Origin of the sequence: Conexibacter sp. W3-3-2, assembly GCF_009707605.1 — a bacterium.
Classification (GTDB): Bacteria; Actinomycetota; Thermoleophilia; order Solirubrobacterales; family Solirubrobacteraceae; genus Paraconexibacter; species Paraconexibacter algicola.
In genome coordinates this window covers 3951348-3972844 of the sequence record NZ_WLYW01000001.1, presented here as the reverse complement: position 1 = coordinate 3972844, position 21497 = coordinate 3951348, and the positions used below count along the sequence as shown (strand labels likewise).

The 21497-nt window shown below is 70.3% G+C and carries 24 protein-coding genes and 1 riboswitch; of the genes, 12 read left to right on the top strand and 12 right to left on the bottom strand.

Annotated elements, in window-relative coordinates:
- Position 1 precedes the first annotated feature (1 nt).
- Both GKE82_RS19030 and GKE82_RS19025 read left to right on the top strand, forming a co-directional pair.
- Positions 2–862, top strand: coding sequence for a M56 family metallopeptidase (locus GKE82_RS19030; RefSeq protein WP_154734392.1), 861 nt, complete (start codon positions 2–4; stop codon positions 860–862).
- 299 nt (positions 863–1161) lie between these two features.
- On the top strand, positions 1162–1716 hold the full coding sequence (locus GKE82_RS19025) for a CPBP family intramembrane glutamic endopeptidase (RefSeq protein ID WP_196189321.1): 555 nt from the start codon (positions 1162–1164) through the stop codon (positions 1714–1716).
- Here GKE82_RS19025 and GKE82_RS19020 read toward each other — a convergent pair.
- Positions 1707–1877 (bottom strand): hypothetical protein, encoded by a 171-nt coding sequence (locus tag GKE82_RS19020; RefSeq protein WP_154734390.1) that lies wholly within the window; start codon positions 1875–1877, stop codon positions 1707–1709. The genes GKE82_RS19025 and GKE82_RS19020 overlap by 10 nt on opposite strands.
- A 9-nt stretch (positions 1878–1886) precedes the next feature.
- Entirely contained in the window at positions 1887–3050 is a 1164-nt protein-coding gene (locus tag GKE82_RS19015) for a fenitrothion hydrolase (protein WP_309233704.1), read from the bottom strand.
- A 325-nt stretch (positions 3051–3375) separates the two neighbouring features.
- Between GKE82_RS19015 and GKE82_RS19010 the strand changes: the two genes are divergently transcribed.
- On the top strand, positions 3376–3774 hold the full coding sequence (locus tag GKE82_RS19010) for a BlaI/MecI/CopY family transcriptional regulator (RefSeq protein ID WP_154734389.1): 399 nt from the start codon (positions 3376–3378) through the stop codon (positions 3772–3774).
- A gap of 5 nt (positions 3775–3779) precedes the next feature.
- Here the strand turns inward: GKE82_RS19010 and GKE82_RS19005 are convergent, their stop codons facing one another.
- Entirely contained in the window at positions 3780–4793 is a 1014-nt protein-coding gene (locus GKE82_RS19005) for a hypothetical protein (RefSeq protein WP_154734388.1), read from the bottom strand.
- A gap of 31 nt (positions 4794–4824) precedes the next feature.
- Positions 4825–4965: riboswitch (cyclic di-AMP (ydaO/yuaA leader) on the top strand.
- A gap of 2 nt (positions 4966–4967) precedes the next feature.
- On the opposite strand from GKE82_RS19005, the gene GKE82_RS19000 reads away from it, so the two are divergent.
- Together GKE82_RS19000 and GKE82_RS18995 are read left to right on the top strand one after the other, a co-directional pair.
- The gene (locus tag GKE82_RS19000; RefSeq protein ID WP_154734387.1) at positions 4968–6068 is read left to right on the top strand and encodes a M23 family metallopeptidase; all 1101 of its coding nucleotides are present in this window, start codon (positions 4968–4970) and stop codon (positions 6066–6068) included.
- A 31-nt stretch (positions 6069–6099) separates the two neighbouring features.
- Positions 6100–6918 carry a cytochrome c oxidase assembly protein gene (locus GKE82_RS18995; RefSeq protein ID WP_154734386.1) on the top strand — a complete coding sequence of 273 codons (819 nt, stop codon included), beginning with the start codon at positions 6100–6102 and terminating at the stop codon, positions 6916–6918.
- A 7-nt stretch (positions 6919–6925) separates the two neighbouring features.
- On the opposite strand, the gene GKE82_RS18990 is transcribed toward GKE82_RS18995, so the two are convergent.
- Positions 6926–7543, bottom strand: a complete 618-nt coding sequence (locus tag GKE82_RS18990; protein WP_309233703.1) for a vitamin K epoxide reductase family protein — start codon at positions 7541–7543, stop codon at positions 6926–6928.
- The gene (locus tag GKE82_RS18985; protein WP_154734385.1) at positions 7540–8205 is read right to left on the bottom strand and encodes a thioredoxin domain-containing protein; all 666 of its coding nucleotides are present in this window, start codon (positions 8203–8205) and stop codon (positions 7540–7542) included. Before GKE82_RS18985 ends, GKE82_RS18990 begins: the two co-directional genes overlap by 4 nt.
- Before the next feature lie 65 nt (positions 8206–8270).
- On the opposite strand from GKE82_RS18985, the gene GKE82_RS18980 reads away from it, so the two are divergent.
- Together GKE82_RS18980 and GKE82_RS18975 are read left to right on the top strand one after the other, a co-directional pair.
- Positions 8271–9644 carry a hypothetical protein gene (locus GKE82_RS18980; RefSeq protein ID WP_154734384.1) on the top strand — a complete coding sequence of 458 codons (1374 nt, stop codon included), beginning with the start codon at positions 8271–8273 and terminating at the stop codon, positions 9642–9644.
- Between the two features lie 39 nt (positions 9645–9683).
- Complete coding sequence (locus tag GKE82_RS18975; protein WP_309233702.1) at positions 9684–11708, top strand: heavy metal translocating P-type ATPase; 2025 nt, start codon at positions 9684–9686, stop codon at positions 11706–11708.
- On the opposite strand, the gene GKE82_RS18970 is transcribed toward GKE82_RS18975, so the two are convergent.
- Positions 11690–13804: a cytochrome c-type biogenesis CcmF C-terminal domain-containing protein gene (locus GKE82_RS18970; RefSeq protein WP_196189320.1), complete on the bottom strand. Its 2115-nt coding sequence runs from the start codon at positions 13802–13804 to the stop codon at positions 11690–11692. The genes GKE82_RS18975 and GKE82_RS18970 overlap by 19 nt on opposite strands.
- A 38-nt stretch (positions 13805–13842) precedes the next feature.
- On the opposite strand from GKE82_RS18970, the gene GKE82_RS18965 reads away from it, so the two are divergent.
- Together GKE82_RS18965 and GKE82_RS18960 are read left to right on the top strand one after the other, a co-directional pair.
- Positions 13843–14424, top strand: a complete 582-nt coding sequence (locus GKE82_RS18965; protein WP_154734382.1) for a TlpA disulfide reductase family protein — start codon at positions 13843–13845, stop codon at positions 14422–14424.
- A complete protein-coding gene (locus tag GKE82_RS18960) occupies positions 14424–15026 on the top strand; it encodes an SCO family protein (RefSeq protein WP_154734381.1) in 603 nt (200 codons plus the stop codon). Before GKE82_RS18965 ends, GKE82_RS18960 begins: the two co-directional genes overlap by 1 nt.
- Before the next feature lie 4 nt (positions 15027–15030).
- Here GKE82_RS18960 and GKE82_RS27310 read toward each other — a convergent pair whose 3' ends face one another.
- From GKE82_RS27310 to GKE82_RS18940, 4 genes are read right to left on the bottom strand one after another with little or no spacing between them, the layout of a single operon-like run.
- Complete coding sequence (locus GKE82_RS27310) at positions 15031–15726, bottom strand: cytochrome c biogenesis CcdA family protein (RefSeq protein ID WP_309233821.1); 696 nt, start codon at positions 15724–15726, stop codon at positions 15031–15033.
- A 25-nt stretch (positions 15727–15751) separates the two neighbouring features.
- Positions 15752–16261 (bottom strand): TlpA disulfide reductase family protein, encoded by a 510-nt coding sequence (locus GKE82_RS18950; protein WP_154734379.1) that lies wholly within the window; start codon positions 16259–16261, stop codon positions 15752–15754.
- Positions 16258–16851 carry an isoprenylcysteine carboxylmethyltransferase family protein gene (locus tag GKE82_RS18945; RefSeq protein ID WP_154734378.1) on the bottom strand — a complete coding sequence of 198 codons (594 nt, stop codon included), beginning with the start codon at positions 16849–16851 and terminating at the stop codon, positions 16258–16260. The genes GKE82_RS18950 and GKE82_RS18945 overlap by 4 nt, the downstream gene beginning before the upstream one ends.
- A 57-nt stretch (positions 16852–16908) precedes the next feature.
- A complete protein-coding gene (locus tag GKE82_RS18940) occupies positions 16909–17652 on the bottom strand; it encodes a hypothetical protein (RefSeq protein ID WP_154734377.1) in 744 nt (247 codons plus the stop codon).
- Between the two features lie 72 nt (positions 17653–17724).
- Between GKE82_RS18940 and fliL the strand changes: the two genes are divergently transcribed.
- Positions 17725–18171: a flagellar basal body-associated protein FliL gene (gene fliL, locus GKE82_RS18935; protein WP_154734376.1), complete on the top strand. Its 447-nt coding sequence runs from the start codon at positions 17725–17727 to the stop codon at positions 18169–18171.
- On the opposite strand, the gene GKE82_RS18930 is transcribed toward fliL, so the two are convergent.
- Positions 18149–18547, bottom strand: coding sequence for a metalloregulator ArsR/SmtB family transcription factor (locus GKE82_RS18930; protein WP_154734375.1), 399 nt, complete (start codon positions 18545–18547; stop codon positions 18149–18151). The genes fliL and GKE82_RS18930 overlap by 23 nt on opposite strands.
- On the opposite strand from GKE82_RS18930, the gene GKE82_RS18925 reads away from it, so the two are divergent.
- Positions 18546–19040 (top strand): hypothetical protein, encoded by a 495-nt coding sequence (locus GKE82_RS18925; RefSeq protein WP_154734374.1) that lies wholly within the window; start codon positions 18546–18548, stop codon positions 19038–19040. The two genes, GKE82_RS18930 and GKE82_RS18925, sit on opposite strands and share 2 nt — an antisense overlap.
- A gap of 270 nt (positions 19041–19310) precedes the next feature.
- Here GKE82_RS18925 and GKE82_RS18920 read toward each other — a convergent pair whose 3' ends face one another.
- Positions 19311–20636 (bottom strand): IS256 family transposase, encoded by a 1326-nt coding sequence (locus GKE82_RS18920; protein WP_196189050.1) that lies wholly within the window; start codon positions 20634–20636, stop codon positions 19311–19313.
- A 217-nt stretch (positions 20637–20853) separates the two neighbouring features.
- On the opposite strand from GKE82_RS18920, the gene GKE82_RS30050 reads away from it, so the two are divergent.
- Complete coding sequence (locus GKE82_RS30050) at positions 20854–21471, top strand: helix-turn-helix transcriptional regulator (RefSeq protein WP_309233701.1); 618 nt, start codon at positions 20854–20856, stop codon at positions 21469–21471.
- Positions 21472–21497 lie beyond the last annotated feature (26 nt).

Genomic DNA, 21497 nt, shown 5'->3' with positions numbered 1-21497 from the left:
CGTGCGTGGATCGCGCCTCCTCCTGCGGCCCGGCGCCGCTTCTGCTCTGCTGCTCGCGTCGTTCTCCGCGGCGGTCGCCGTCGCGATGGATGCCATCGCGTTCCACCATCCGTCGACCGCGGTACGCCTTCTGGCTGCGGCGCTCGCGACAGCCGGTGGTGTCGTCCTGATCCGGACAGGCCGCGAGCTGCAGCGTTGCATGACGGAGTCGCGCGCCGTGATGACCGCTCTCGCTCGTGGATCGCGAGCACGGACCGTCGCCGGCATCGCCGTACGTGTGCTGGACGACGAACGGCCGTTCGTCGGCTGCGTGGGCGTCTTGTCCCCGAAGGTCATCCTGTCGACCGGGACGATCGACGCCTTGTCGCGTCATGAGCTGGTCGCGGTGCTCGAGCACGAGCGCCATCATGCGCGCCGCCGTGACCCTGTGCGCGCGATGCTCGCCCGGGCGCTGGTCGAGGGTTTTGCCGTCGGCGGCGCCCGCCGGTTGGCCGACGCGTGCGAGGTGCGCCGGGAACTGGCGGCCGACCGGGCTGCGCTGCTCACCGCCAGCCCACAGGCACTCGCCGGCGCGCTCTTGGAGGGAGATACGTGGCCGGGTGGCGGCGTGCACGCCGCACGTGTCGACGGCCTGCTCGGGCGCCGGCGACGTGCGCTTCCCGTGGCGGAGCTCGTGCGGATCGCGGTCGCCGTCTGCGGGCTGGCGGCGGCCGCAGCGTTGATCTTGACGAGCACGGCCTGCGCCCCGGGCGTCGGGTGCGACGGCCACCCGCACCCGACGGTGATCGCGGGGATCGCGGCAGCCATCGGTGTTCTCGCGCTGTGGCCTCGCCCGCGGCGCCCATGGTCCGCACCAACCTGATCTCCTATCGCGCGTAGTAGTACCGTAGGGGCGGTGAATCGAGATTCGTGGCCCGTGTGGTGGAGCCTCGTCGCGCCGTTCGCGGCCTTCGTAATTGCGGGTGTCGGCGCAGGGATTCTCGTGGCCGCCGGCGTCACCGATCCAGAGGGTGGGCTGTCGGCCGATGGGGCGATCTTGGCGACGGTGTGGCAGGACCTCATGCTCGTCGCGGTGCCTCTGGTGTTCGCTCTGTCGGTGCGCCATCCCCCCCGCGGCCGGCGGATTTCGGGCTCGTCCGGGTCACGCGGACGAACCTGGCCGTGGCCGTCGCGGTCGCGGCGGTCCTGTTCTACGGATTCAGTTGGCTCTACGGCCTGGTGATCAGCGACGGCGGCGACCAGGACACCCTGGAACGCCTGGGAGCCGACCGCGGCGGAGCTGGTCTGCTGGCGGCGGCGGTCGTGGTGATCGTGCTCGCGCCGGTGGTCGAGGAGTTCTTCTTCCGCGGCTTCGTCTACCGCGCCGCGCGCAACGGGCTGGGACCGGTCGGGGCTGCGTTGTTCGTCGGTGTGCTCTTTGGCGCAGTCCATCTCGGGGACCCGGACGTGCTGCCCCTGATCCCGTTGCTCGTCGTGCTGGGCGCACTGATGTGCGTGCTGTACGAGCGGACGGGGTCACTCGCCGCACCGATCGCACTGCACGTCCTGAACAACGCGCTGGCGTTCAGCACCACCGCCGAACTCGACAGCCCGGCGAGCGTGGGGCTCCCGGTCGGCGCCGTGATGCTGCTGTGCGTCTGGGTCCTCGCTACGAGGCGTGGGACGTCGCCGTCAGGGCGCGACCGGCGCCCGCTGCCCGCCGGCGTTCAGGGCTGATCGTCGCCGAGGTCGAGCAGGTCGTCGTCCTCGTCGTCCCACTCGCGGAGCTCGTCGCCGTTGTCGCGATGACGAGCGACGACCAGGGCCCCGACCAGGATGACCACGGGAGCGAGGTAGATCATGGACACCAGCACGTCCCCGGCGTGGGCGAGGACCATGCGGGCCGGCTATCCCTTGGCCGCTTCGGAGAGCAGCCACAGCGCGAGGATCGTGAAGCCGACCATGACGGCGAGCATGCCCGCCTGCGACCGGGTCGCCCGACCGGCGTCGCGATACAGCACGAGAGCGCGATCGTGCGCGACGGCAAGGGCGGCAACGTGGCCGAGCACGACGAACGCGACCTGCGAGTACCAGAACAGCTCGGGGCTGATCCACCCGTAGTCGATGGTCCAGGTGGCGGTACCCAGCAGGTCGGACCCGTCGCCCAGCGGGTCACTCGCCAGATAGCCCAGCGACTGTCCTTGGAGCAGGAGCAGGCTGACGTAGTGGGCGGCGATGTACGCCGCGCCGATGGGTACCAGGCCGTGGACGAAGAGCCGCGCGATCTCCCCGACGCTCCGGTCATCCTTCGCCGCGTACCGCGTCAGCGCAGCACCCAGGAAGAAGAACGCCGCGACAGCGAGCACCGCCCCCACGAGCCCGACGGCGTAGGCCAGCTCCAGGTCGTAGCGAGCGCTGAGCCCGAGGCCGTCGAACGTGTCCAGCAGGGACCGGGTCCAGTCCTGCCAGGTGGCTCCACCGCTGAAGCCGTCGAAGGATGTCGACCCGATGATGACCGCCAGCAGCGCCACGGTGCCCGAGCGAACCGGCAGTGCGGCCAACCCGGCCAACGGGGGCCGCAGGCCGATCCGCCGACCGTCACGGACCCAGGGCGAGATGCGGGACAGCAGGTTGAAGTACACGCCGAACGCCTCCGCCCGGTCACACCACGCCCGGACGCCGAAGAGCGACATGCCGACGAACTGGACCGCCGTGTAGATGCAGGTCGCAAGCGCGACGTTCGACGGGAGGTCGCCGTCCGTCGCCACCAGCTCGAGCCACGCGAAGGCCAGAAGGCCTGCTGCCGCCGGCCAATTTCCAAGCCGGTCCGGGTACGGGAGCGGCTCTGGCATCTCGAGTCGCCCGGTGACGAATCCGAAGCCGCGACCGATCGCCCGCCACGGATTGACCAGGCGGAAGACGTCGCCAATGACGATGCTGAGCGGCACGAACCCGAGCCACATGGTGATGTAGACGAGGGTCGGGCCGATGTTGGCGGTCGGGGTGTCTGTCCCCGCGAATCCCGCCCAGATCACCACCCCCAGGGTCAGGACTCCCACGACCCCGCCCACGGCCTCGATCGCGCGGGACGTCAGCGCGGCGCCGACCCGCGTCGGCAGCCAGCGCGGGTCGCCACGACCCTCCAAGCGGGGCGTCCGCCACGCGATCGCCAGCAGGACGAAGGTCACGAGGACCACCGTCGCGGCCCCGAAGCCGAACAGCCATTCGGGAATCGGAAGGTCGGCCCGGATGACGAGCCCGTGGGCGGCCGCCGAGGTCGGCAGCAGGAGCAACATGGCGGCCGCCAGGAGCGCGGGAGCACGCAGACGCGCGGGGACGAGCACCCGGCAATACTACGCCCTGTAGTGCTTTGGAGTGGCGCAGTAGACTCCGTCCGTGCCCCAGAAGCGACTCCCGGAACTGCACGAGCTCGAGCGTGAGGTGATGCTCGAGATCTGGTCGCGTCGCGAGTCGACGGTCCGTGAGGTCCTCGACGGGCTCAACGCCCGCGCCGACAAGACGCGCGCGTACACGACGGTGATGACCGTCATGAGCCGGCTCGCGGAGAAGGAGCTGCTCGTGCGCCGCCGCTCGGGCAAGACCGACCACTACTCGGCCGCGATGACACGGGCGGACTACGAGGAGCGCCGCGCCGCCGGTGAGGTGGCCAACCTCGTGGACGAGTACGGCGACACCGTCCTGGTCCACTTCGCCCGCTCGATCCAGCAGCTCGACCCCGAGCGTCGCAAGGAGCTGCGGCGGCTCGCGGGCAAGAAGCCGGCCGGCGGCGCGTAGGTCCGCTACTGGTCGAGGGCCTTGCGGATCGCGCCCTCGAAGGAGCGGAACCCGAAGGAGCCCTCGAGTCGTTCGGCGACGCGCCCCTGGGCGTCGATGGTGAACAGCCACGGCTCCGACGGCAGGTTGAAGGCCTTCAGCGGCGCGCGCAGGCCCTTGTCGAACGAGTTCTCCACGTAGACCTCCTGGTGGATGAAGCTGACGCGGTCCCCGTACTCGGACTCGAGCTGAGCTGCGATGTCGACGACGGGTCCGCACACCCGTGACTCGCAGAGCTGCGGTGTCGCGAAGACCAGTGCGACCGGCTTCTTGCCCAGGACGTCCGCAAGGCTGTCCTCGTGGAGGTCGTCGGGCGGCAGTCGCGTGTCGATGGACTCGAGGTCGCCGCCGGCGGATTCGACGGTGTCGGTGGGCGTCCGCGGTGCCGGCTCGCCGACGTCGGGCACCGCGTCGGCCTTGCCGTCGACCACCTTGATCTGTGTGCCGGACCCGATGAGCTTGCCGTTGATGTCGCTGGCGACCAGCACGTTGTAGGTGCCTGGGCCGTCGACCGTCACGCGCGCATCGTAGATCGCCGCGAACGGGTCCTTCTCGCTGGCCGCCTGCCGGGAGCGGAACGGCGGATCGGTGACCAGGAGGTCCGCCGGCGCGGCGAACGGCCCGAGGACGCGTGCCTTCCTGCCCTTCGCCAGGTAGACCACGGACGGCGCGTAGACGAATCCGGTCTTCTCGTCGATCAGGCCGAACGCCAGACGGGTGCGAGTCGACGGGTGGATGCTGGTTCCCAGTGCGACTTGAGGGCCGGCTCCGTCGAGCGACCGGCTGAGCTCGTCGAGCGTCTTCTGCCCCGGCTTCGGGAACCGGGCGAGGTCGACCGCCGTCGCCTCGGTGAGCTTTGTGCGCAGCGCCGAGGACGACGGCCCACGGGGTTCCGCTGAGCTGCCGTCCGACGCCGAATCACCTCCACAGCCGACGAGGAGTGCGGCGCAGACGCCGAGAATCGCGAGGTATCGAGTCATCGTCTACGACGGATCGTAGTACGCTTGTGGCGTCATAGCAGCGCCGAGTCGTCGTGGCACCGGTCACGGCGAGCGGGGGACCCACTCCTGGGGCGAATCGACCTCGTGTCGTAGCGCGACTTTTCCGCGCGAGTCCGTCAGCTAACCCCGTAGGCAGACGAAAAGAGATTCGCGTTGACCTACACCAGGCTGTTCCTCGTCGTACTCGCGCCCACCGTGGCGCTCCTGGCGCCCGCCGGCGCCACCGGCGCTCCCAACGCGGGCGGCGCGACGATCCCCGACCCGGCCCGCGCAACCGCAGCGACATGCGCGTCGGGCGAGAGCTGGGCCTGTCGGCACGGCCAGTCGCTCACCGTGGCCGGCACCGGCCTGGACGGAGTGACCCGCGTGGTGTTCCTCGGCGGCAAGAACTCAAAAGACGACCGGACCGCCACGCCGACGTCCGCATCGCCGACCGCCCTGGCCTTGACCGTGCCGCGCGGCGCGCGCAGCGGTCCGCTGCGCCTCGTGAGCCCAGCCGGCGGGTCCGGCCGGACCGCGCGCCTGCGCATCCTCACCACGCCCGTCCCCCAGGCCGACGTCACCGGCGGCACGACCGATCTCGCACCTGGTGAGGCCCTGATCGCCGGCTCGCGCAAGCGGATGCTGCTGCAGTACACCGCTTCCGTCGCGGGCACCGTCGAGGCGGCCCGCGTCGACAACGGTGCCGTCATGCGGTCCTGGCCCGTAGCCGCGGGCCCCGGCGAGCAGCGGTGGGACGGCACGGTCGACGGCGCCGTTGTCCCCGAAGGGCGATACGTCCTGCGCCTCGCCGGACAGCCGACGGCGTCCCAGGCGAGCTCCGCCGCCGTGCAGGTCCACGACGCGATCTTCCCGATCCGCGGCAAGCACGACCTCGGCCAGTCGGCGACCAACGACTTCGGCGGTGGACGGGGCCATGGCGGGCAGGACATGTTCGCGCGCTGCGGCACCCCACTGGTGGCGGCCCGCCCGGGTACCGTGCAGTTCGAGGCCGTGCAGTCCCGGGCCGGCAACTACGTCGTCCTGCAGGACAAGACCGGCCGCTCCTACACCTATATGCACATGCGCGACCGCGCGCTCGTGAAGAAGGGCGCACGCGTCCGGGCCGGCCAGCGGATCGGGTACGTGGGCCAGACCGGACGCGCCTCCGGGTGCCACCTGCACTTCGAGCTGTGGACCGCCCCGGGCTGGTACACCGGCGGCGAGGGCATCGATCCGCTGCCGGAGCTGCGCCGGTGGGACAGCTTCAGCTGAGCGCCGACGAGGACACCTCGGCCCGGCAGCGATGACACCGGACACCTCGTGGACGTTCGCTCCCGGCCCGGCGCTGCTCGTCGCACTGCTGCTTGGGGGCTACGTGTGGCGCTGGCGAGCGGTCAGACGGACGCCGTCGGGTGCACGCGACGCGCCGATCTGGCGGCTGCTCGTGTTCCTCGGCGGCATCGTCAGCCTCAGCACTGCCCTGTTCTCCCCGCTCGACGCGCTGGGCGAGCAGCTCTTCGCGATGCACATGGTGCAGCACGTGCTGCTGCTCGACGTCGTCCCGATCCTGCTGATCCTCGGGTTGACCAAGGTCCTCCTGCGCCCCGTCACGCGCCTGCTCCAGCCGCTGGAACGGCAGGCGGGCTGGTGGGCCGGTCCGGTCTTCGCGATCCTGCTCTACGTCGGCGTCATGTGGGTGTGGCACATCCCGGCGCTCTACGACTCGGCGGTCGAATCGTCAGCGATCCACATCCTGGAACACGTCTCGTTCACCTTCGGAGGCGCGCTCTACTGGTGGCATCTGCTCTCCCCGATCCGAGCCCGCCACGGACTCGCCGGCCTCGGACCGGTCGTCTGCATGGTCGTCACGAAGGTGCTCGTCGGAATCCTCGGGATCTTCCTGACGTTCGCCCCTCGCCCCCTGTACGACGTCTACGCGAACGGGCCCCGCTACTGGGGGTTGAGTGCCCTGGACGACCAGGCCCTGGCCGGAGCCATCATGGCGATCGAGCAGTCGGTGGTCATGGGGATCGCGCTCGCCTTCCTCTTCATCCGCGCGCTCGGGGAGGCCGACCGGGCCGATGAGCGCGCGGAACGTCACGCACTCGACGGCCAGTCGTGAGACTCGCTCAGATCTTGTCCATCCAGTAGTCCCAGAACCCCTGCGCCAGGACGGCGCCGACCACCAGCAGCCAGACCGTGAGCACCACGCCGTGGAGACTCACGAGCCGCGCGACCGGCCCTTCCAAGCGTGCCGGGACCGGGAGCCGCCCGGAGCTGACGTTCGCGAGCGTCACGTACACGAACATCGAGATCGTCATGACCCAGACGACCATGCAGTACGGACAGAGCGCCTCGATGCGATACACGCTCTGGAAGATCAGCCAGTGGACGAAGATCACGGCGTATCCCAGGCCGACCTGCGCGATCAGCCACACGGAACGGGGCAGCCGACCACCGGCGACCAGGACGAGCCCGAACGCGAAGACGACCGCGAACCCGGCGATCCCGATCAGCGGGTTGGGAAAGCCGAACGCCTCCGCCTGGTCCGACGTCAGGACCGAGCCGCACGCCAGCACGGCGTCGATGGTGCAGGCGGGCACATGGGTCGGATCCTCCAGCACCCGGACCTTCTCGACCATGAGGATGACCGCGGCCGCGAGCGCGACCGCCCCGGGAACGAGCAACACCCACCCGACGACCCGATCCAGGAACGCCGGCGCGTTGCGCTGCGGCTCGGTGCTCACCTGGCGGTGAAGGCGGACTCGATGTCGGAGCGCAGCTGGTCGGCCGACTGGAGGTTCATCATCTCACCGTTGAGGAAGAGCGTCGGGGTGCTGACGACCCCGAGGTTCGCGCCGTCCTGCATGTCCTTCTCTATCCGCGCGATCGTCGCCGGCGATTCGAGGTCCGCCTGGAACTTCGTCATGTCGAGCCCGAGGTCTTCGGCGTACCCGATGAAGACGTCCTTCTTGGAGTCCTTGGACTCCCCCCACTCTTTCTGGGTCTCGTACATGCGCTTGTACATCGGCTCGAGCTTGCCCTGCTTGGACGCCGCCTCGACCGCCTGCGCAGCGATCTTGCCGTTGCGGTGCCCCGGGAGCGGGAAGTAGCGGATGGCGAACGTCATGCGACCCGCGTACTCCTTACGCAGCTCCTCGATCAGCGGGTAGACGGCGGCGCAGGCCTCACACTCGAAGTCGAGGAACTCGACGAGCGTCACCTTCCCGTCGGCGGCGACGTCCAGCTTGTGGGTGTCAGCGCGCATGACCGGAGTCGACGCCACGGTTTCGGGTGCGGGCGTCGCCGCTGTCGGCTGGTCCGACGCGCTGTTGCCGAGCGCGAGACCGAGGATGACGGCGAGCGCGACGACGACGAGGCCGAGGCTGATCTTCAGATTGGTGCTCATGGGGTCCTTGTGCGGGAAAGCGGGAGCGGGCCGACCTCCGATACAGCGTAGTAGATTCACGCTCCGTGCCCCCGCACTCGACCGCCTGGGCCGCACCGATCGCGGCAGCGACCGTTGCAGCGGCACTCTGGGCGCTCTTTGCCGGCGGCTCGGTCAACTACGACGCCGCCTATGGGCTGCTCTGGGGCTATCAGGTCGCGGCCGGGTCGGCGCCGGAGTTCGTCGTGCCGCTTGCACCGACGCCGAAGCCGCTCGCGCTCCTGCTCGGTGTCGTCCTCTCTCCTCTCGGGGACGGGGCCGCCACCGGACTGCGGGTTCTCTCGTTCGTCACCCTCGGAGCGCTCGCCGTGGTGTGCTTCTCTTGCGCACGGAGCATCGGCGGGCGTGCCGGGGGCGTTCTCGCCGTCGTGCTGGTCCTCGGGTCGGTCCCGTTGCTGTCGTTCGGGACGCGCGGGTACCTCGACGTGCTGTTCGTCGTCTTGGCCCTCGCGGCCGCGCGCAGCCTCGCGCGGGACGCCTCCGGCGCGCGTGTGGCCGGCCCTCTGGCGATTGCCGGTCTCATCCGACCGGAGGCCTGGGTGCTCGCCGCGGCGCACCTGGCGTGGGTGTGGCGCGTGGACCGACGCGTGCCCCGCGGCCTCATGGTCCTCGCGGCGAGCCCGGTGGCCGTCTGGCTCCTCTGCGACCTCGCCGTCACCGGCGATCCCTTGTGGTCGCTGACAGGCACGCGCGCGAACGTCCAGGCGCTCGGTCGCGACACCGGCTTGGGGTCGCTGCTCACCACGGCACCCCGGCGCATCGGGGAGATCGTCCGGGAACCGGTCCTCGTCGGAAGCCTTTTGGCGCTGCTGACGTTGCGCCGGCAACCAGCGCGCCCGGAACTCGTTCTCGTCGCACTGGGCGGACTGAGCCTGCTGTCCTTCGCCGGACTGGTCCTGGCGGGATCGCCCGTGATCGGCCGGTACCTCCTTCTGCCGTCGGTCGTGCTCATCGTACTCGTGGGCGGCGCGGCCGGCAGGCTGCGGCGCGACGTCCGCGGTGCCGTCGCAGTTGCGGCGGTCGCGTTCGGGGCGGTCGCGGTAGCAACGATCCCCGCCCAGCTGGACCGGCTGTCGACGCTGCGCACGGCGCTGCGCGCCCAGACCACGATCGAGCGGGATCTCGAGGCGACGGCCCGCTCCGCACGGGCGTTCGCCGACTGCCGCCCGGTCTTTGTCGAAGGCCACCGGCAGGTGCCGGTCGTCGCCCGCACGCTCGGGCTGCGTGCCGCCACGATCCGGCTGTACCGCGGCCCCACCGACGGCCTGGCGCTCGTGGCGGCCACCGCCCGTGTGCGCAGGCTCGCCGCGCTGGACCGGACCGTCCGTCCCGCGTCTGCGGCATCTGGTGGTCCCAGGAGTGAGGCATCAGGCTCGTGGCGCCTGATAAGACGGTGCTGAGACTCATTACTATGTTGCGTAGTAGTTTAGCCTCCGGGAGTGAGCGCCACCCTGGGAACCGAGCCGATCCTCGACGCAGCCGACCGTGCTCCGAGGGGCGAGCACGACGGCCACGACCACGACGGACTGCTGGACGTCTTCGGTGCCCGCACCGAGATCGCCTTCTCGCTGCTCGCCGGCGCCGCGGTCCTGACCGGGTGGATCCTGGAGACCGTCGCTGACGTCGAGGGAGCCGTTCCGACCGTCCTGTTCCTCGCCGCGTACGTCTTCGGCGGATCGCTGACGCTGCGCGAGGCGTACCAGAGCGTCCGCGCAGGACGCTTCGAAATCGACTTCCTCATGCTCGTCGCCGCGGTGGGCGCGGCGGCGCTCGGCAAGTTCTTCGAGGGCGGACTGCTGCTCTTCCTCTTCAGCCTGGGCCACTCCCTGGAGCACTACGCGATGGGCAGGGCCAAGCGGGCGATCGAGGCCCTCGCAGAGCTCGCGCCGAAGACCGCGCTCGTCCGCCGCGACGGTGCAGAGCTCGAGGTCGCGGTGGAGGCCCTGGCCGTCGGGGACACGGTGATCGTGCGACCGAACAGCCGGATCCCGGCGGACGGCTTCGTACTCGACGGGACGAGCAGCGTCGACCAGGCGCCGATCACCGGAGAGAGCGTGCCGGTCGACAAGCAGCCGGTCGAGGACCGGACCCATGCTGCGCAGGCATCGGACAGCCTCGACGCGTCGAACCGGGTCTTTGCGGGGACCATCAACGGCACCGGGGCCCTGGACATCTACGTGACGCGCCGCGCCGCGGACAACACGCTGGCCCGCGTGGTCCAGCTGGTGAGCGAGGCCGAGACGGGGCAGTCACCCACCCAGCAGTTCACCAACCGGTTCGAGCGGTACTTCGTGCCGGCGGTGATCCTGTTCGTCCTCGGCCTGACGGTCTCCCCGGTCTTCACCGGCGAGGACTTCGGCGACTCCTTCTACCGCGCCATGGCCGTGCTCGTCGCCGCGAGTCCCTGCGCGCTGGCGATCGCCACGCCCAGCGCCGTCCTCTCCGCCGTCGCCCGCGCCGGGCGCAGCGGCGTGCTGGTGAAGGGCGGCGGACCCCTCGAGGATCTCGGCCAGCTCCAGTCGATCGCGTTCGACAAGACCGGGACGGTCACCGAGGGCAAGCCGCGGCTCACGGACGTGGTCGCGGGTGACGGCATTCCTGAGGCTCGGCTTCTGCGCGCCGCGGTCGCGGTCGAACGGCTGAGCGACCACCCGCTCGCCAGGGCCATCGTGCGGGACGGCGTCCCGCGCCTGGCCGAGGAGCCCGCGACCGCCACCGAGCTGCAGAGCATCATCGGCCGCGGGGTCCGTGCATCCCTCGACGATCAGACCATCCACGTCGGCAAGCTCGCACTCTTCGCCGAGATCGACGGGGCGGCGCCGCCGACCACGATCGTCGCGGCCGTCGAGACGCTCGAGACTGCGGGGCGCACGACGATGGTGGTGCGCCACGGTGACGAGTACCTCGGGGTCATCGGCGTGATGGACACCGCGCGGGCCGGTGTCGCCGAGGTCGTCCATGATCTCCGACAGCTGGGCGTCCGGCGCATGGTGATGCTCAGCGGCGACAACCAGCGCGTCGCGAACGCGATTGCCGGCGAGGTCGGCCTCGACGATGCGCGGGGCGACCTCATGCCGGCCGACAAGGTCACCGAGATCACAGCGCTCCGTGCGCAGGGGACCGTCGGCATGGTGGGTGACGGCGTCAACGACGCACCCGCGCTCGCCTCCGCGACGGTGGGAATCGCGATGGGCGCAGCCGGGTCCGACGTGGCGCTGGAGACCGCCGACATCGCCCTCATGGGCGACGACCTGCGCCGCCTCCCGTTTGCCGTAGGACTCGGCCGGACCACCAACGCGATCATTCGGCAGAACCTGATCGTGAGCCTCGGCATCGTCGCGATCCTGATCCCGGCGACGCTCCTGGGCCTCGGGATCGGACCGGCGGTGTTCGTCCACGAGGGCTCGACGCTGCTGGTGGTCGGCAACGCCCTCCGGCTGCTGGCCTACCGCGAGACCACCTGACGCCGCCGGCCGGGGAGGAAGCGCCCCCGACGCGGACGCCGGAGCGCCAGGGCCGCGCCGGCTCCCATCAGGCCCGCGCCGATCCAGATCCACGAGACGCCCGAGCGCACGATGACCCGGAAGGTCACCGCGGGCGCTCGCACGACGTACCGCTCGGCGATGGCGGCGATGATCAGCGCCTGCGCGGTCGGAGGGACCGTGGCGAAACGACGGTTGGCCTCGTCGATCGGCGAGCGGAGCGTCTGGAGGTCCGGAGACGCAGCAACCCAGAGGTCGCGTCCGAGCGATGCGCGGATCCCGATCTCGCTCGTGGCCTCACCGTCGAAGAAGCGACCGAACGTGCCCTTCGAGCTGTCCAGCGACGGGTAGTACTCGCGGGCCGGGGAGAGCGTCGTCAGCCTTCGTCCGTTCTCCCAGACGCCGAGCCGGGCCCCGAAGGTGATCTTCTCGCTGCGCACCTCTGCGACAGGGCGCTCGTAGTGGACGCGGTAGCCCGCGACGCTGACGCTGTCCCCCGGGCGCATCGTCACGTCCTTTCCCGACGAGGATGCGCCCGCCACGGCGACGCCGGCGAGCATCACGACGAACCCCACGTGCGTCAGGTAGCCACCGAAGCGGCGGCGGTTGCGCGAGACCACCGCAGCGGCCGCGCTGGGCAGGCGTGCCCCGGACGTCGCGGAGCGCGCCCTCGCAGCGCGCCAGAGCTCCTGTGCGCTGGTTGCGAGCACCACGAACGCGCCAAGGACCACGACAACGGTGCTGGGCGTGCGCACGCCGGCAGCGATGCCGACCGCTCCTACGGCGAGGCCGAGAGCCACCGGAACGCGCAAGGTGCGCATCCAGAGCCGCCAGGCGGTCGCCCGCCAAGCCAGACTCGGGCCGACCGCCAGCAGCAGGACGAGCCCGATCCCCAGCGGCGCGGTGTAGATCTCGAACCACGGCGGCCCCAGCGCGGACTTCGTCCCCGTGACGGCCTCGCTGATCAGCGGGAAGAACGTCCCCCAGAAGACGACGAACGCCAGACCGACGAGCAGCACGTTGTTGAGCAGGAACACCATCTCCCGCGACAGCAGCCCGTCGAGTCGGTGGTCGCTGCGCAGCAGCGGCCGTCGCCAGGCGATCAGCCAGACCGACGCGCCCATCACGACCGCGATCAGGACGAGGAACGGCACGCCGAGCGTCGAGGCGCCGAAGGCGTGGATGGAGTCCAGGATGCCCGAGCGGACGAGGAACGTCCCCACCAACGAGAGGACGAACGTCGCCGCGACGAGCGAGACGTTCCACACCTTCAGCATGCCGCGGCGCTCCTGGATCACGGAGCTGTGGATGAACGCCGTCGCCGTGAGCCAGGGCAGCAGGGCCGCGTTCTCGACCGGATCCCAGCCCCAGAAGCCGCCCCACCCCAGCTCGGCGTACGACCAGCGGGACCCGAGCACCAGCCCGGCGGCCAGGAACGCCCAGGCGACCATGGCGTAGCGGCGGACCGCCACCAGCCAGCTGGAGCCAAGTCGGCCGGTCACAAGAGCCGCGACGGCGAAGGCGAACGGCACCGTGGCACCTGCGTACCCGATATAGAGCGCGATCGGGTGCAGCGCCATCAGGGGGTAGCGCAGCAGCGGCTGCAGGCCGGCGCCGACCGTGGTGCCCTGCGGGCTCGCCTCGAAGGGACTGGCGTAGGTGACCATCAGGAACAGGAAGAACGCGCACACCGTGAGCAGGACGCCGAGGACGATCGGCTCGAGGTGACGATGGGCGACCGCCGCACCCCGGACGACGAACGCGCTCATCACCGAGAGCACGCACAGCCACAGCAGCAGCGAGCCCGCCTGCGTCGACCAGACGGCGGTGAGCTTGTAGTAGAGCGGCGTGGTCGCGCTCGAGTTCCCGGCGACCAGCGCGTAGGAGAAGTCATCGCGGACGTAGGCGACCTCGAGGAGCAGCATCGCGAGCAGCGCCAGCGAGGTGACCGCCAGGACGAGCCGCCGCGTCACCTGCAGCAGCCTGGTGTCGTCGGTCTGGTGCGCGCGGACGGCCGCCGCCACCCCGACAAGTGCAGCCAGCAGTCCGAGGATCAGCAGGGCGCGGCCGAGGAGCACGCGCGAAGTATGCACTACACTGCGTAGTACGAAGCCCGGTGCCTGACGTGCAAGCGACACGAACATCTCGACGGCGGCTCGCGCCCGTCATCTGGCCGATGCTCGTCGTCGCCTTCGTCGGCCTGCTCGCCTACGGGCTCGTGCTGCAGTCACCGAACACCACCCTCGACGACGCGGTCCAACGTGGTGAGCGACCGACCGCGCCCGGCGCATCGCTGCAGTCGCCCCGCCTCGAAGGCGCCGGCACGTCTGCCCTGGAGGACTACCGCGGCAAGGTCGTCGTCCTGAACTTCTGGGCATCCTGGTGCGCCCCGTGCGAGGTCGAGGCGCCCGCCCTGCAGCGCATCCACCGGCAGTTGACCTCCACCGGTCAAGGCACCGTGCTCGCCGCGTCGTACCAGGACGCGATCGCGGACTCCCGCGGCTTCATCAAGCGGCTCGGCCTGACCTTCCCGGTGATCCGGGACGTCGACACGAAGCTGGCCGCGGAGTTCGGCACCCGCAACCTGCCCGAGACGTTCGTCATCGATCCGCGCGGCAGGGTCGTCGCGGTCAGCCGCGGCCAGATCGACGACGCGTTCCTGCGCGACGCCGTGCGCCGCGCGACCGGCGGTGAGTGATGGCGCGCCTGCGTCTGGTCCTCTACGGCCTGTGCGTCGTGGTCGCCGTCATGTTCGTGACGCTGCTCCTGCTGCGCGATGACTCCGGCGCGCCCATGGCGCCACGAAGCCCGTTCAGCGGCGCGCTGCTCCCCGCGGGGGTCCGCGCTCCAGACTTCCGGCTGACCGATGAGCGCGGTGCGACCGTGACCATGTCCGGGTTCCGCGGACAGGTGGTCCTCGCGACCTTCGTCTACTCCACGTGCGAGGAGAGCTGCGGCCCGCAGTTGCAGCTGGTCCGCCGGTCACTCGACGAGCTCGGGCAGGACATCCCGACGCTCGCCATCTCCGCCGACCCCCGAACCGACACGCCCGAACGCGCCCGGCGGTTCCTGCTGGAGCAGCGGATGCTCGGTCGCGCACGTTTCGTGCTGGGAGATCTCGAGCGGCTTGCGCCCGTCTACGAGGGGTTCTTCGTGCAGCCGCAGACGGACGAGACCGAGCACCACGCCCGCCTCGTCCTGATCGACCGCCGGGGCTTCCAACGCGTCGGGTACACACTCGCCGACGCTCGCGGCCCCGGCATCGCGGCGGACATCCGCCGCCTGCAGGCCGAACGCTGATCGCTCAGATGCTGTTCCAGAAGTTGAGCCCGAGCGCGTCGAGCGCCTGCTGGATCTCGATGTTCAAGCGGAACAGCTCACCGGTGAACACCAGCACGCCCATAGCCGCGAGCGCAAATCCGGAGAGCAACTGGACCTCACGGTGGTGCCGGGCGAACCAGGCGAAGGTCTTCGACAGACGCTCGTAGGCGAGGGTCGACAGGAGGAACGGCACGCCGAGGCCGGCAGAGTAGACCGCGAGGAGCCCGGCGCCGTCGGCCGTGCCGCTGGTCGTCGCCGCGAGACCGAGGATGGCCCCCAGTGTCGGCCCGACGCACGGCGTCCAGGCGATCGCGAAGGCGGCTCCCGCGACAATCGGGCCGCCGCTGCCCGCGCGCGTCGCGAGCCCGTCGACGTGCCACTGACGATTGATCCGGGTGACGAACGGCGCAGCCATGAAGAAGAGGCCCATGAGCACCATGGCGCCGCCGCCCAGCTTGTTGAGCAGTGGCTGGTTGTCGAACAGGAATCCGCCCAGGGCGGTTGCACTCAGCCCGAAGGCGATGAAGACGAACGAGAACGTCGCGATGAAGAGCAGGCTGTTGAGCACTGCGGCGCGCGTCGGGCGGCGGTCTTCGGGGCCCTGACCGCAGACGGCGGCAAGGTAGCCCGGTACGAGCGGCAGGCAGCACGGGGAGAGGAAGGACGCCAGGCCGGCCACGAACGCCAAGGCGATGCTCGGAGACTCAACCACCGTCCACCGCGTAGCGCTGGATGTCGGCAGCCAGGTCCTCCTCGCTCCGATAGGCGCCCTGGTGGGTGAACACCAGCTCGCCCCGAGCGTCGTAGTACGCCGTCGTGGGCCAGGCCCGGCCGCCGCGGAACGTGCGTGCGATGTCGGCGTCGGGATCCGCGAACTGCGGGAACGGCAGCGGGCTCTCCTCCAGGAAGTCGGCCGCGTCGTCGGTGCTGTCCATCGAGTTGACGCCGACGAAGGCGACCTTGCCCTCCAGCGCGTTGGCCTGCTCGCGGAAGTACGGGAACTCCTGCCGGCACGGAGTGCACCAGGAGGCCCACTGGTTGACCACGACTGGTGAGCCGCGCAGCTGCCCAAGGTGCCGCTCGAAGGCGGCCTTCCCGCCGCCTCGGATCGCACCGCCCCCCGTCGGCGTCTCCGTTCCGCAGGCACCGAGGACAAGGGCCGCCGCGAGCCCGACGGCCGAAGTCCGCAGCTGAGTGAGCCGGCGTGTCCTCATCGACTCGACAGCGTGACGGGGAGCAAGCGCGCTATCCGGGTCGGGAACGCGAAGCTCGGAGTGTCGGCGCGGTAGCGCGTCCAATCGTCTTCGAACCACGCCGCGAGCTGCTGCTCCTCGTGCACCCACAGCCGGGAGAGGAACCAGAAGAAGATGAGCACGACGAGCACTGCGAGGGCGGAGCGGCCGACGAGCGCGACGGCGAGCAGCAGCAGGACCCACGCCTGGTCCTGGGGATGGCGCGAGCGGCGGTAGGGGCCGCCGGTGACCAGCCGCCACGGACGGAGGTTCTCGATCTCCGCGCCGGCCAAAAGCGTTCGGGTGGAGACGACGAAGAGGACGATCCCGACCAGGCCGACCAGCACGCCCGCCCCCAGTGCGACCTGGTCGTTCACCGGAATGCGCCAGGGATCGAGGAAGGCGGCAGCGACGACGGTGTCCGCGTGCACGAGATAGGTCAGCCACGTCGCGATCACTGCGGCGAAGCTGACCGATCCGTCGTCGGTCCCGCGCCGGCGCAGCCACAGCACGAACGTGGCGAGCGCGACATATACGAGGATGCCGAGACCGATCCCGATCACGAGCTGCATTCCGTCCTGATCGTCATGTACTACGCAGCATAGGAGAACGTCTGTCTCGTGGCGGCGTCATCGAACGGCGGAGTCGCGCCCGAAGCGCCAAACATCGTGCCGGGGCGTCTGGCCGCTCCACACCCGGTGCCCGATCTCGGCGCCTTGCAGCGCTAGACGCGCGCTCCACCCGAGGCTGAGCAGAAACGTCGCAAGATCCCGAGGGGGGACTGGGAACTCCTCGTTGCGCAGAGCGACAAGCGCCCCCGCCAAGGTTCGTACCTGCGCCGGCTCGAGCACCGCGCGCCGCGGGTTCACCGCGTCCGTCGCCGCCCGGAGAGCGGCTGCCGCAAGATCGGAGAGCGCCTCGGTTGGCGGCTCCACGGGCGTGCGGGCCGCGCCTAGCGACAGCGGTTCGTAGACGTACCGCCACAGCCCGAGCGCGGCAGGGTCGTCGGTGACGACCGCGACCGCCGGGGCGCCTGCGTCCTCCACGGCGGTCAGCCTCGCCGTGTCGCCCCCGACCACCAAGACGGGCCCGCGCACCCGCCAGCCCCCACGCCAGGAGACACCGTGGACCACGACCCCGCCGAAGGCGTAGCGGTGCGGCACCTCGAAGAGGGCGCGTGCCTCCGCCGACCCGAGGCCCTGGCCGATGCGGTGGAAGACCCGGTAGCTGGAGACGAGGATGCTGATCTCGTCCTGCTCGAGACGGTGGGCGGCGTCGAGGAGCCAGCCGTAGGACTCCCACGGCGCAGGCCGAGTTCCGCCTGAGCGGTCCAACTCCCAGGCCCGCTCGATTTCGCGAGATCCATCCGTCACCTACTACGCAGTCTAGGAGATGCGTCCACCTCCATTGCTGTGCGGGGGCCGGCCGCCGATCATCCAAACACCGTGAAGGTCGTGAAGATCGCTCTGCCGCTCCTGCTCCTCCTTGCCGTCGGCGCCTACAAGTTCGTGCTCGCCAAGCCCGCCGAAGCAGGCCCGCCGTCCAAGGTCGAGGGCGAGGTCTACGTGCTGCCGCGCGAGTTCCTCCTGACGATGCAGGACGGGAAGTACGCGAGGCTCTTTGTGGGCTTGGTGCTGAAGCACGGGTTCAGCAGTGCGCCCCAAGCCGCAGCCAAGGGCGCTCCCGTCAAGCCCCCTCCGGGGTTCGGAGCCCTCGAGCAGGAGGCCGCTGTGCGGGCGATCGTCACGGAGACGCTGACCGGCAAGCCCGCCACGACCCTTGCTACCGCACGAGGACGCGCGACGATCCAGCGCAGGCTCCGCGCGGCGGTCAATGCTCAGACCGACGTGAAGGTCGAGCGCGTGCTGTTCACCGATCTCGTGGTGCAGTGAGCCGCGCCTCTCGGTCACTCGGACCCGCGTGCACGCTCGTCATCGAGGCCACGACCGTGAGCAGCTCGCTCCCGCGAGGAGTGAGCGAGTAGAGGACCATGCGTCCCTCCTTTCGCGAGGTCGCCAGCCCTCCGGCGCGAAGCTGGCGCACGTGATGGGAGACCAGTCGCTCCTGTCGGCCGCTCACCCACGCGAGGTCGCAGACGCAGAGCTCACCGCCGTCACGCAGCGCCAGTGCCAGGCCGAGGCGGGTGGGGTCGGCCAACGCGCGGACCTGCTCCACCATCGCCCCGAGCTCCTCCACCGCAGGCAGTGTCTGACGCAGGCGCTCGGCGAGTTCGAGATCGAGGCACAGCAGGTCGCAGCGTTCGCTCATGGCAGAAATGTACCAATGTCCGTTGGTGTGTATCGTTCTGGCTCGTATGCGTTCTGCTCCTACCTTCGCCGCGCTCGTCGGACTCGTGTTGCTGGCCGGTTGCGGCGGCGATGCTCCCGACCGCGATCTGCGCTCGGACCGCCTCACCATCCTTGACTGGGCCCGAGCCAGTCCCCGGGCACTGTGCGTCACCGAGGACGCCGCGCGTGCCGAGACCGGCCGCGCCGCGGTCCGCACGCAGGACGGTCCCGCGGGGAAGGAGTGCTGGATCGCCCTCGACGCGACCGAGCCGATTGCCTCCGGCGAAGACGTCGTCGGAGTGAGCGGCGACAACGACCGCGACGAGCTGCGCTTCGATGCCGACGCTCGCGAACGGCTGATCGCGCTCGGGACCGACGCACACGTCGGTGTCGTCTACGACGGCCGCCTGCTCGACGTCGTCTTCCCGAAGGGCGGGGTGGTCCGCATCCCCGCGGCCGAAGCGGAGGACTGACCCATGACGACACTCGCGCCCGGACTCTTCCTCGTCTACGTGCTCCAGAGGTGGGTGTCCGGGTCGATGCCTGCGCGTAGGGTGCTGCGTATGGCTAGCCCGGCCCAAGCTACGTCTTGAGTTCACTCCCCACTCTGTCCGTCCAGGGACCGGCTTCGGTCGCTGCGAAATGACTCGAGCGCCACACGCGCCGCCAACCGTCAAGTGGAACGGCCGCCTCTACGGAGGATGTCCCGGTCGCCGTGGAACTTCTCGGCGGCGGTTCGGTGATCAGTGAGCGGGTGCGAGCGTAGCGGCCGGCTCGGGGGTCGTGGTGGACATGGTCGGCGAGGCGGTTGCGGAGCGTCGGGCGGCGAGGTCGCGCTCGACGGCGATCGTGAGTGTGGCGAGGTGGTCGACGCCGATGATTTTCCGGAACTGCTGTTCGGCTTCGAGCATGCCGGCGGCGGTCCATCTGAGGCACATGTCGCCGGACTGCCAGCGCTTCACGTTCCTGGAGGTGCGGCGGACGAACTCGATCATCGACTCGATCGGGTTCGTCGAGGCGAGGGTGCGGCGGAGTTGCTCGGGGCAGCCGAGGCGCTGCAGTGTGAGCGTCTCGGGGAGGCCTTCGCGCAGCGACGCCGCGGCTCCGGGATGGGAGTGGGCGAGTTCGTCGGCGAGCCGGTTGAGGCCGTCGAGCGCGAGCTCGTAGTTGGACTGCTTCCAGGCGGTGCGCAACCTGCGCTTGACGAGGTCGCGATCGGCCTCGGGGAGGTGGTCCAGGACGTTCCTCTCCTTGTGGCGGATGCATCGCTGGACGGGGACCGGGCCGAGGACCTGGTCGACCGCCGCGCGCAGCGCCTTTCCGCCGTCCAGGACGACCAGGACGCCCTGGTCGAGGTCCAGGCCACGGTCGACGAGGTCGGCGAGGAGGTGCCGGGCGACCGTCTGGTTCTCGGTGCTGCCGTCCCAGAGGCCGAGCGGGACCTTCACCCCATCGGTCGTGACCCCGAGGGCGACGACGCAGCAGCGGCCTTTGAGCTCGATCCCGTCGAGCATCAGCGCCGCCAACCGCACGTCGCCCAGGTCGCGCGACATGAGCGCGCGCAGGTGCTCGGTCGTGCGCCCGACGAACTCGCGGCTGACCGCGCTCTTGGAGGTCGACCGCTCGGCCGCGGTCACGTGCTCGCCGACCGGCTCCCGGGTGCGCGCGAACCGTCGCGTGGAGACGCCGGCGAGCATCTGCTCGAGCACGACCCGGGTGAGTGGGTCACGGTCGGCGAAGTGCGCGTAGGTCTGAAGGCGGATCTCGCCGCTGCCGTCAGCGGCCCGCACCCGCGGGCGTTGCACGCCGACACGCCGGCCGCCCAAGGTGACCTCGCCCGGTTCGTGGCCGTGGCGCACCGCGACGCGGTCCGGGTCGCGTCGGCCTTTCGGGCCGACGACCTCGGTGACCTCTTCTTCCATCAGCGTGTCCAGCACGCCGAGCCCGACGCCGACGCTCAACGCCAGCAGCCCGTCCTTGGCGGCATTGACGAGCTCTCCGAGCGCCTCCTGCACAGCGGGCGGCAGCGCGAGCTCGCGGCCGTCGGGGTCCTGCTCTACGTTCCTCACGGCGGTTCTCCTGTCTCGGATGGACTTCAAGCACCCGTCACGCTCCCAACGGGAGCGGACGAGGCGGGAGAACCGCCGCCTACAAAGTTCTACGAGCTACGGGACAACCTCCCTCTACGTGAGCCCTGGTCTTGTTCTGTACCTGGGCCCGGGCGGCTCAGCGCAGGCCCACGCTCATCATGCCGTCCAGCTCGTCTGCTCCTTCGACGGACCCTTCGTGCTTGACCTCGCCGGCGATGTCGTCAGCGCGCGGTCCGCGCTGGTCCCCAGTGGTGTGCGGCACAGTTTCGACTGCGACGCCGAGCGTATGGCGCTCGCGCTGATCGAGCCTCACCGGGCGCGCGGGGCCGGGGTCGAGGAGCAGGCGAAGAAGCTTGCAGGCCAAGATCTGTCGGACCTCTTCGAGGACCTGCACCTCGACGAGACCGAGCCGGTCGACGTGACGGGGCAACGCCTCCTCGCGCGACTTGTCGGCCAGGGGCCGCCGACCTCTGTGCTTTCTGAGCCCGTCCTGGCCGCGCTGGGCTACCTCGACGGCGCGGTCGTGGGACGACCCCGGCTCGAGGAGGCTGCCAAGGCTGCGTGTTTGTCTGCCTCGCGCCTGACGCATCTCTTCTCCAGCGAGGTCGGGATGCCCTTCCGCCGGTACGTGCTCTGGGTGCGGCTGCGCCTCGCCGTGCAAGCAGTCAGTGCAGGCGCCAACCTGACCGAGGCCGCGATCGGCGCGGGGTTCTCAGACTCCGCCCACCTCAGTCGTGTCTTCCGGCAGTCGTTCGGACTCCCGCCGTCAGCGCTGCTGCGAATGAGCGTTGCGAGCGAGCACTGGCCCTCCTGACCGAAGACAGCAGCATCGTTCAAGCC

Excerpts from the sequence above, each read along its gene's own strand:
- GKE82_RS19020 (WP_154734390.1), bottom strand. The coding sequence starts at position 1,877 with ATGGTCCTCGCCCACGCCGGGGACGTGCTGGTGTCCATGATCTACCTC.
- GKE82_RS19005 (WP_154734388.1), bottom strand. The coding sequence starts at position 4,793 with ATGACTCGATACCTCGCGATTCTCGGCGTCTGCGCCGCACTCCTCGTC.
- GKE82_RS18995 (WP_154734386.1), top strand. The coding sequence starts at position 6,100 with ATGACACCGGACACCTCGTGGACGTTCGCTCCCGGCCCGGCGCTGCTC.
- GKE82_RS18985 (WP_154734385.1), bottom strand. The coding sequence starts at position 8,205 with ATGAGCACCAATCTGAAGATCAGCCTCGGCCTCGTCGTCGTCGCGCTC.
- GKE82_RS18960 (WP_154734381.1), top strand. The coding sequence starts at position 14,424 with ATGGCGCGCCTGCGTCTGGTCCTCTACGGCCTGTGCGTCGTGGTCGCC.
- GKE82_RS18950 (WP_154734379.1), bottom strand. The coding sequence starts at position 16,261 with ATGAGGACACGCCGGCTCACTCAGCTGCGGACTTCGGCCGTCGGGCTC.
- GKE82_RS18945 (WP_154734378.1), bottom strand. The coding sequence starts at position 16,851 with ATGCAGCTCGTGATCGGGATCGGTCTCGGCATCCTCGTATATGTCGCG.
- GKE82_RS18925 (WP_154734374.1), top strand. The coding sequence starts at position 18,546 with ATGGCAGAAATGTACCAATGTCCGTTGGTGTGTATCGTTCTGGCTCGT.
- GKE82_RS18930 (WP_154734375.1), bottom strand. The coding sequence starts at position 18,547 with ATGAGCGAACGCTGCGACCTGCTGTGCCTCGATCTCGAACTCGCCGAG.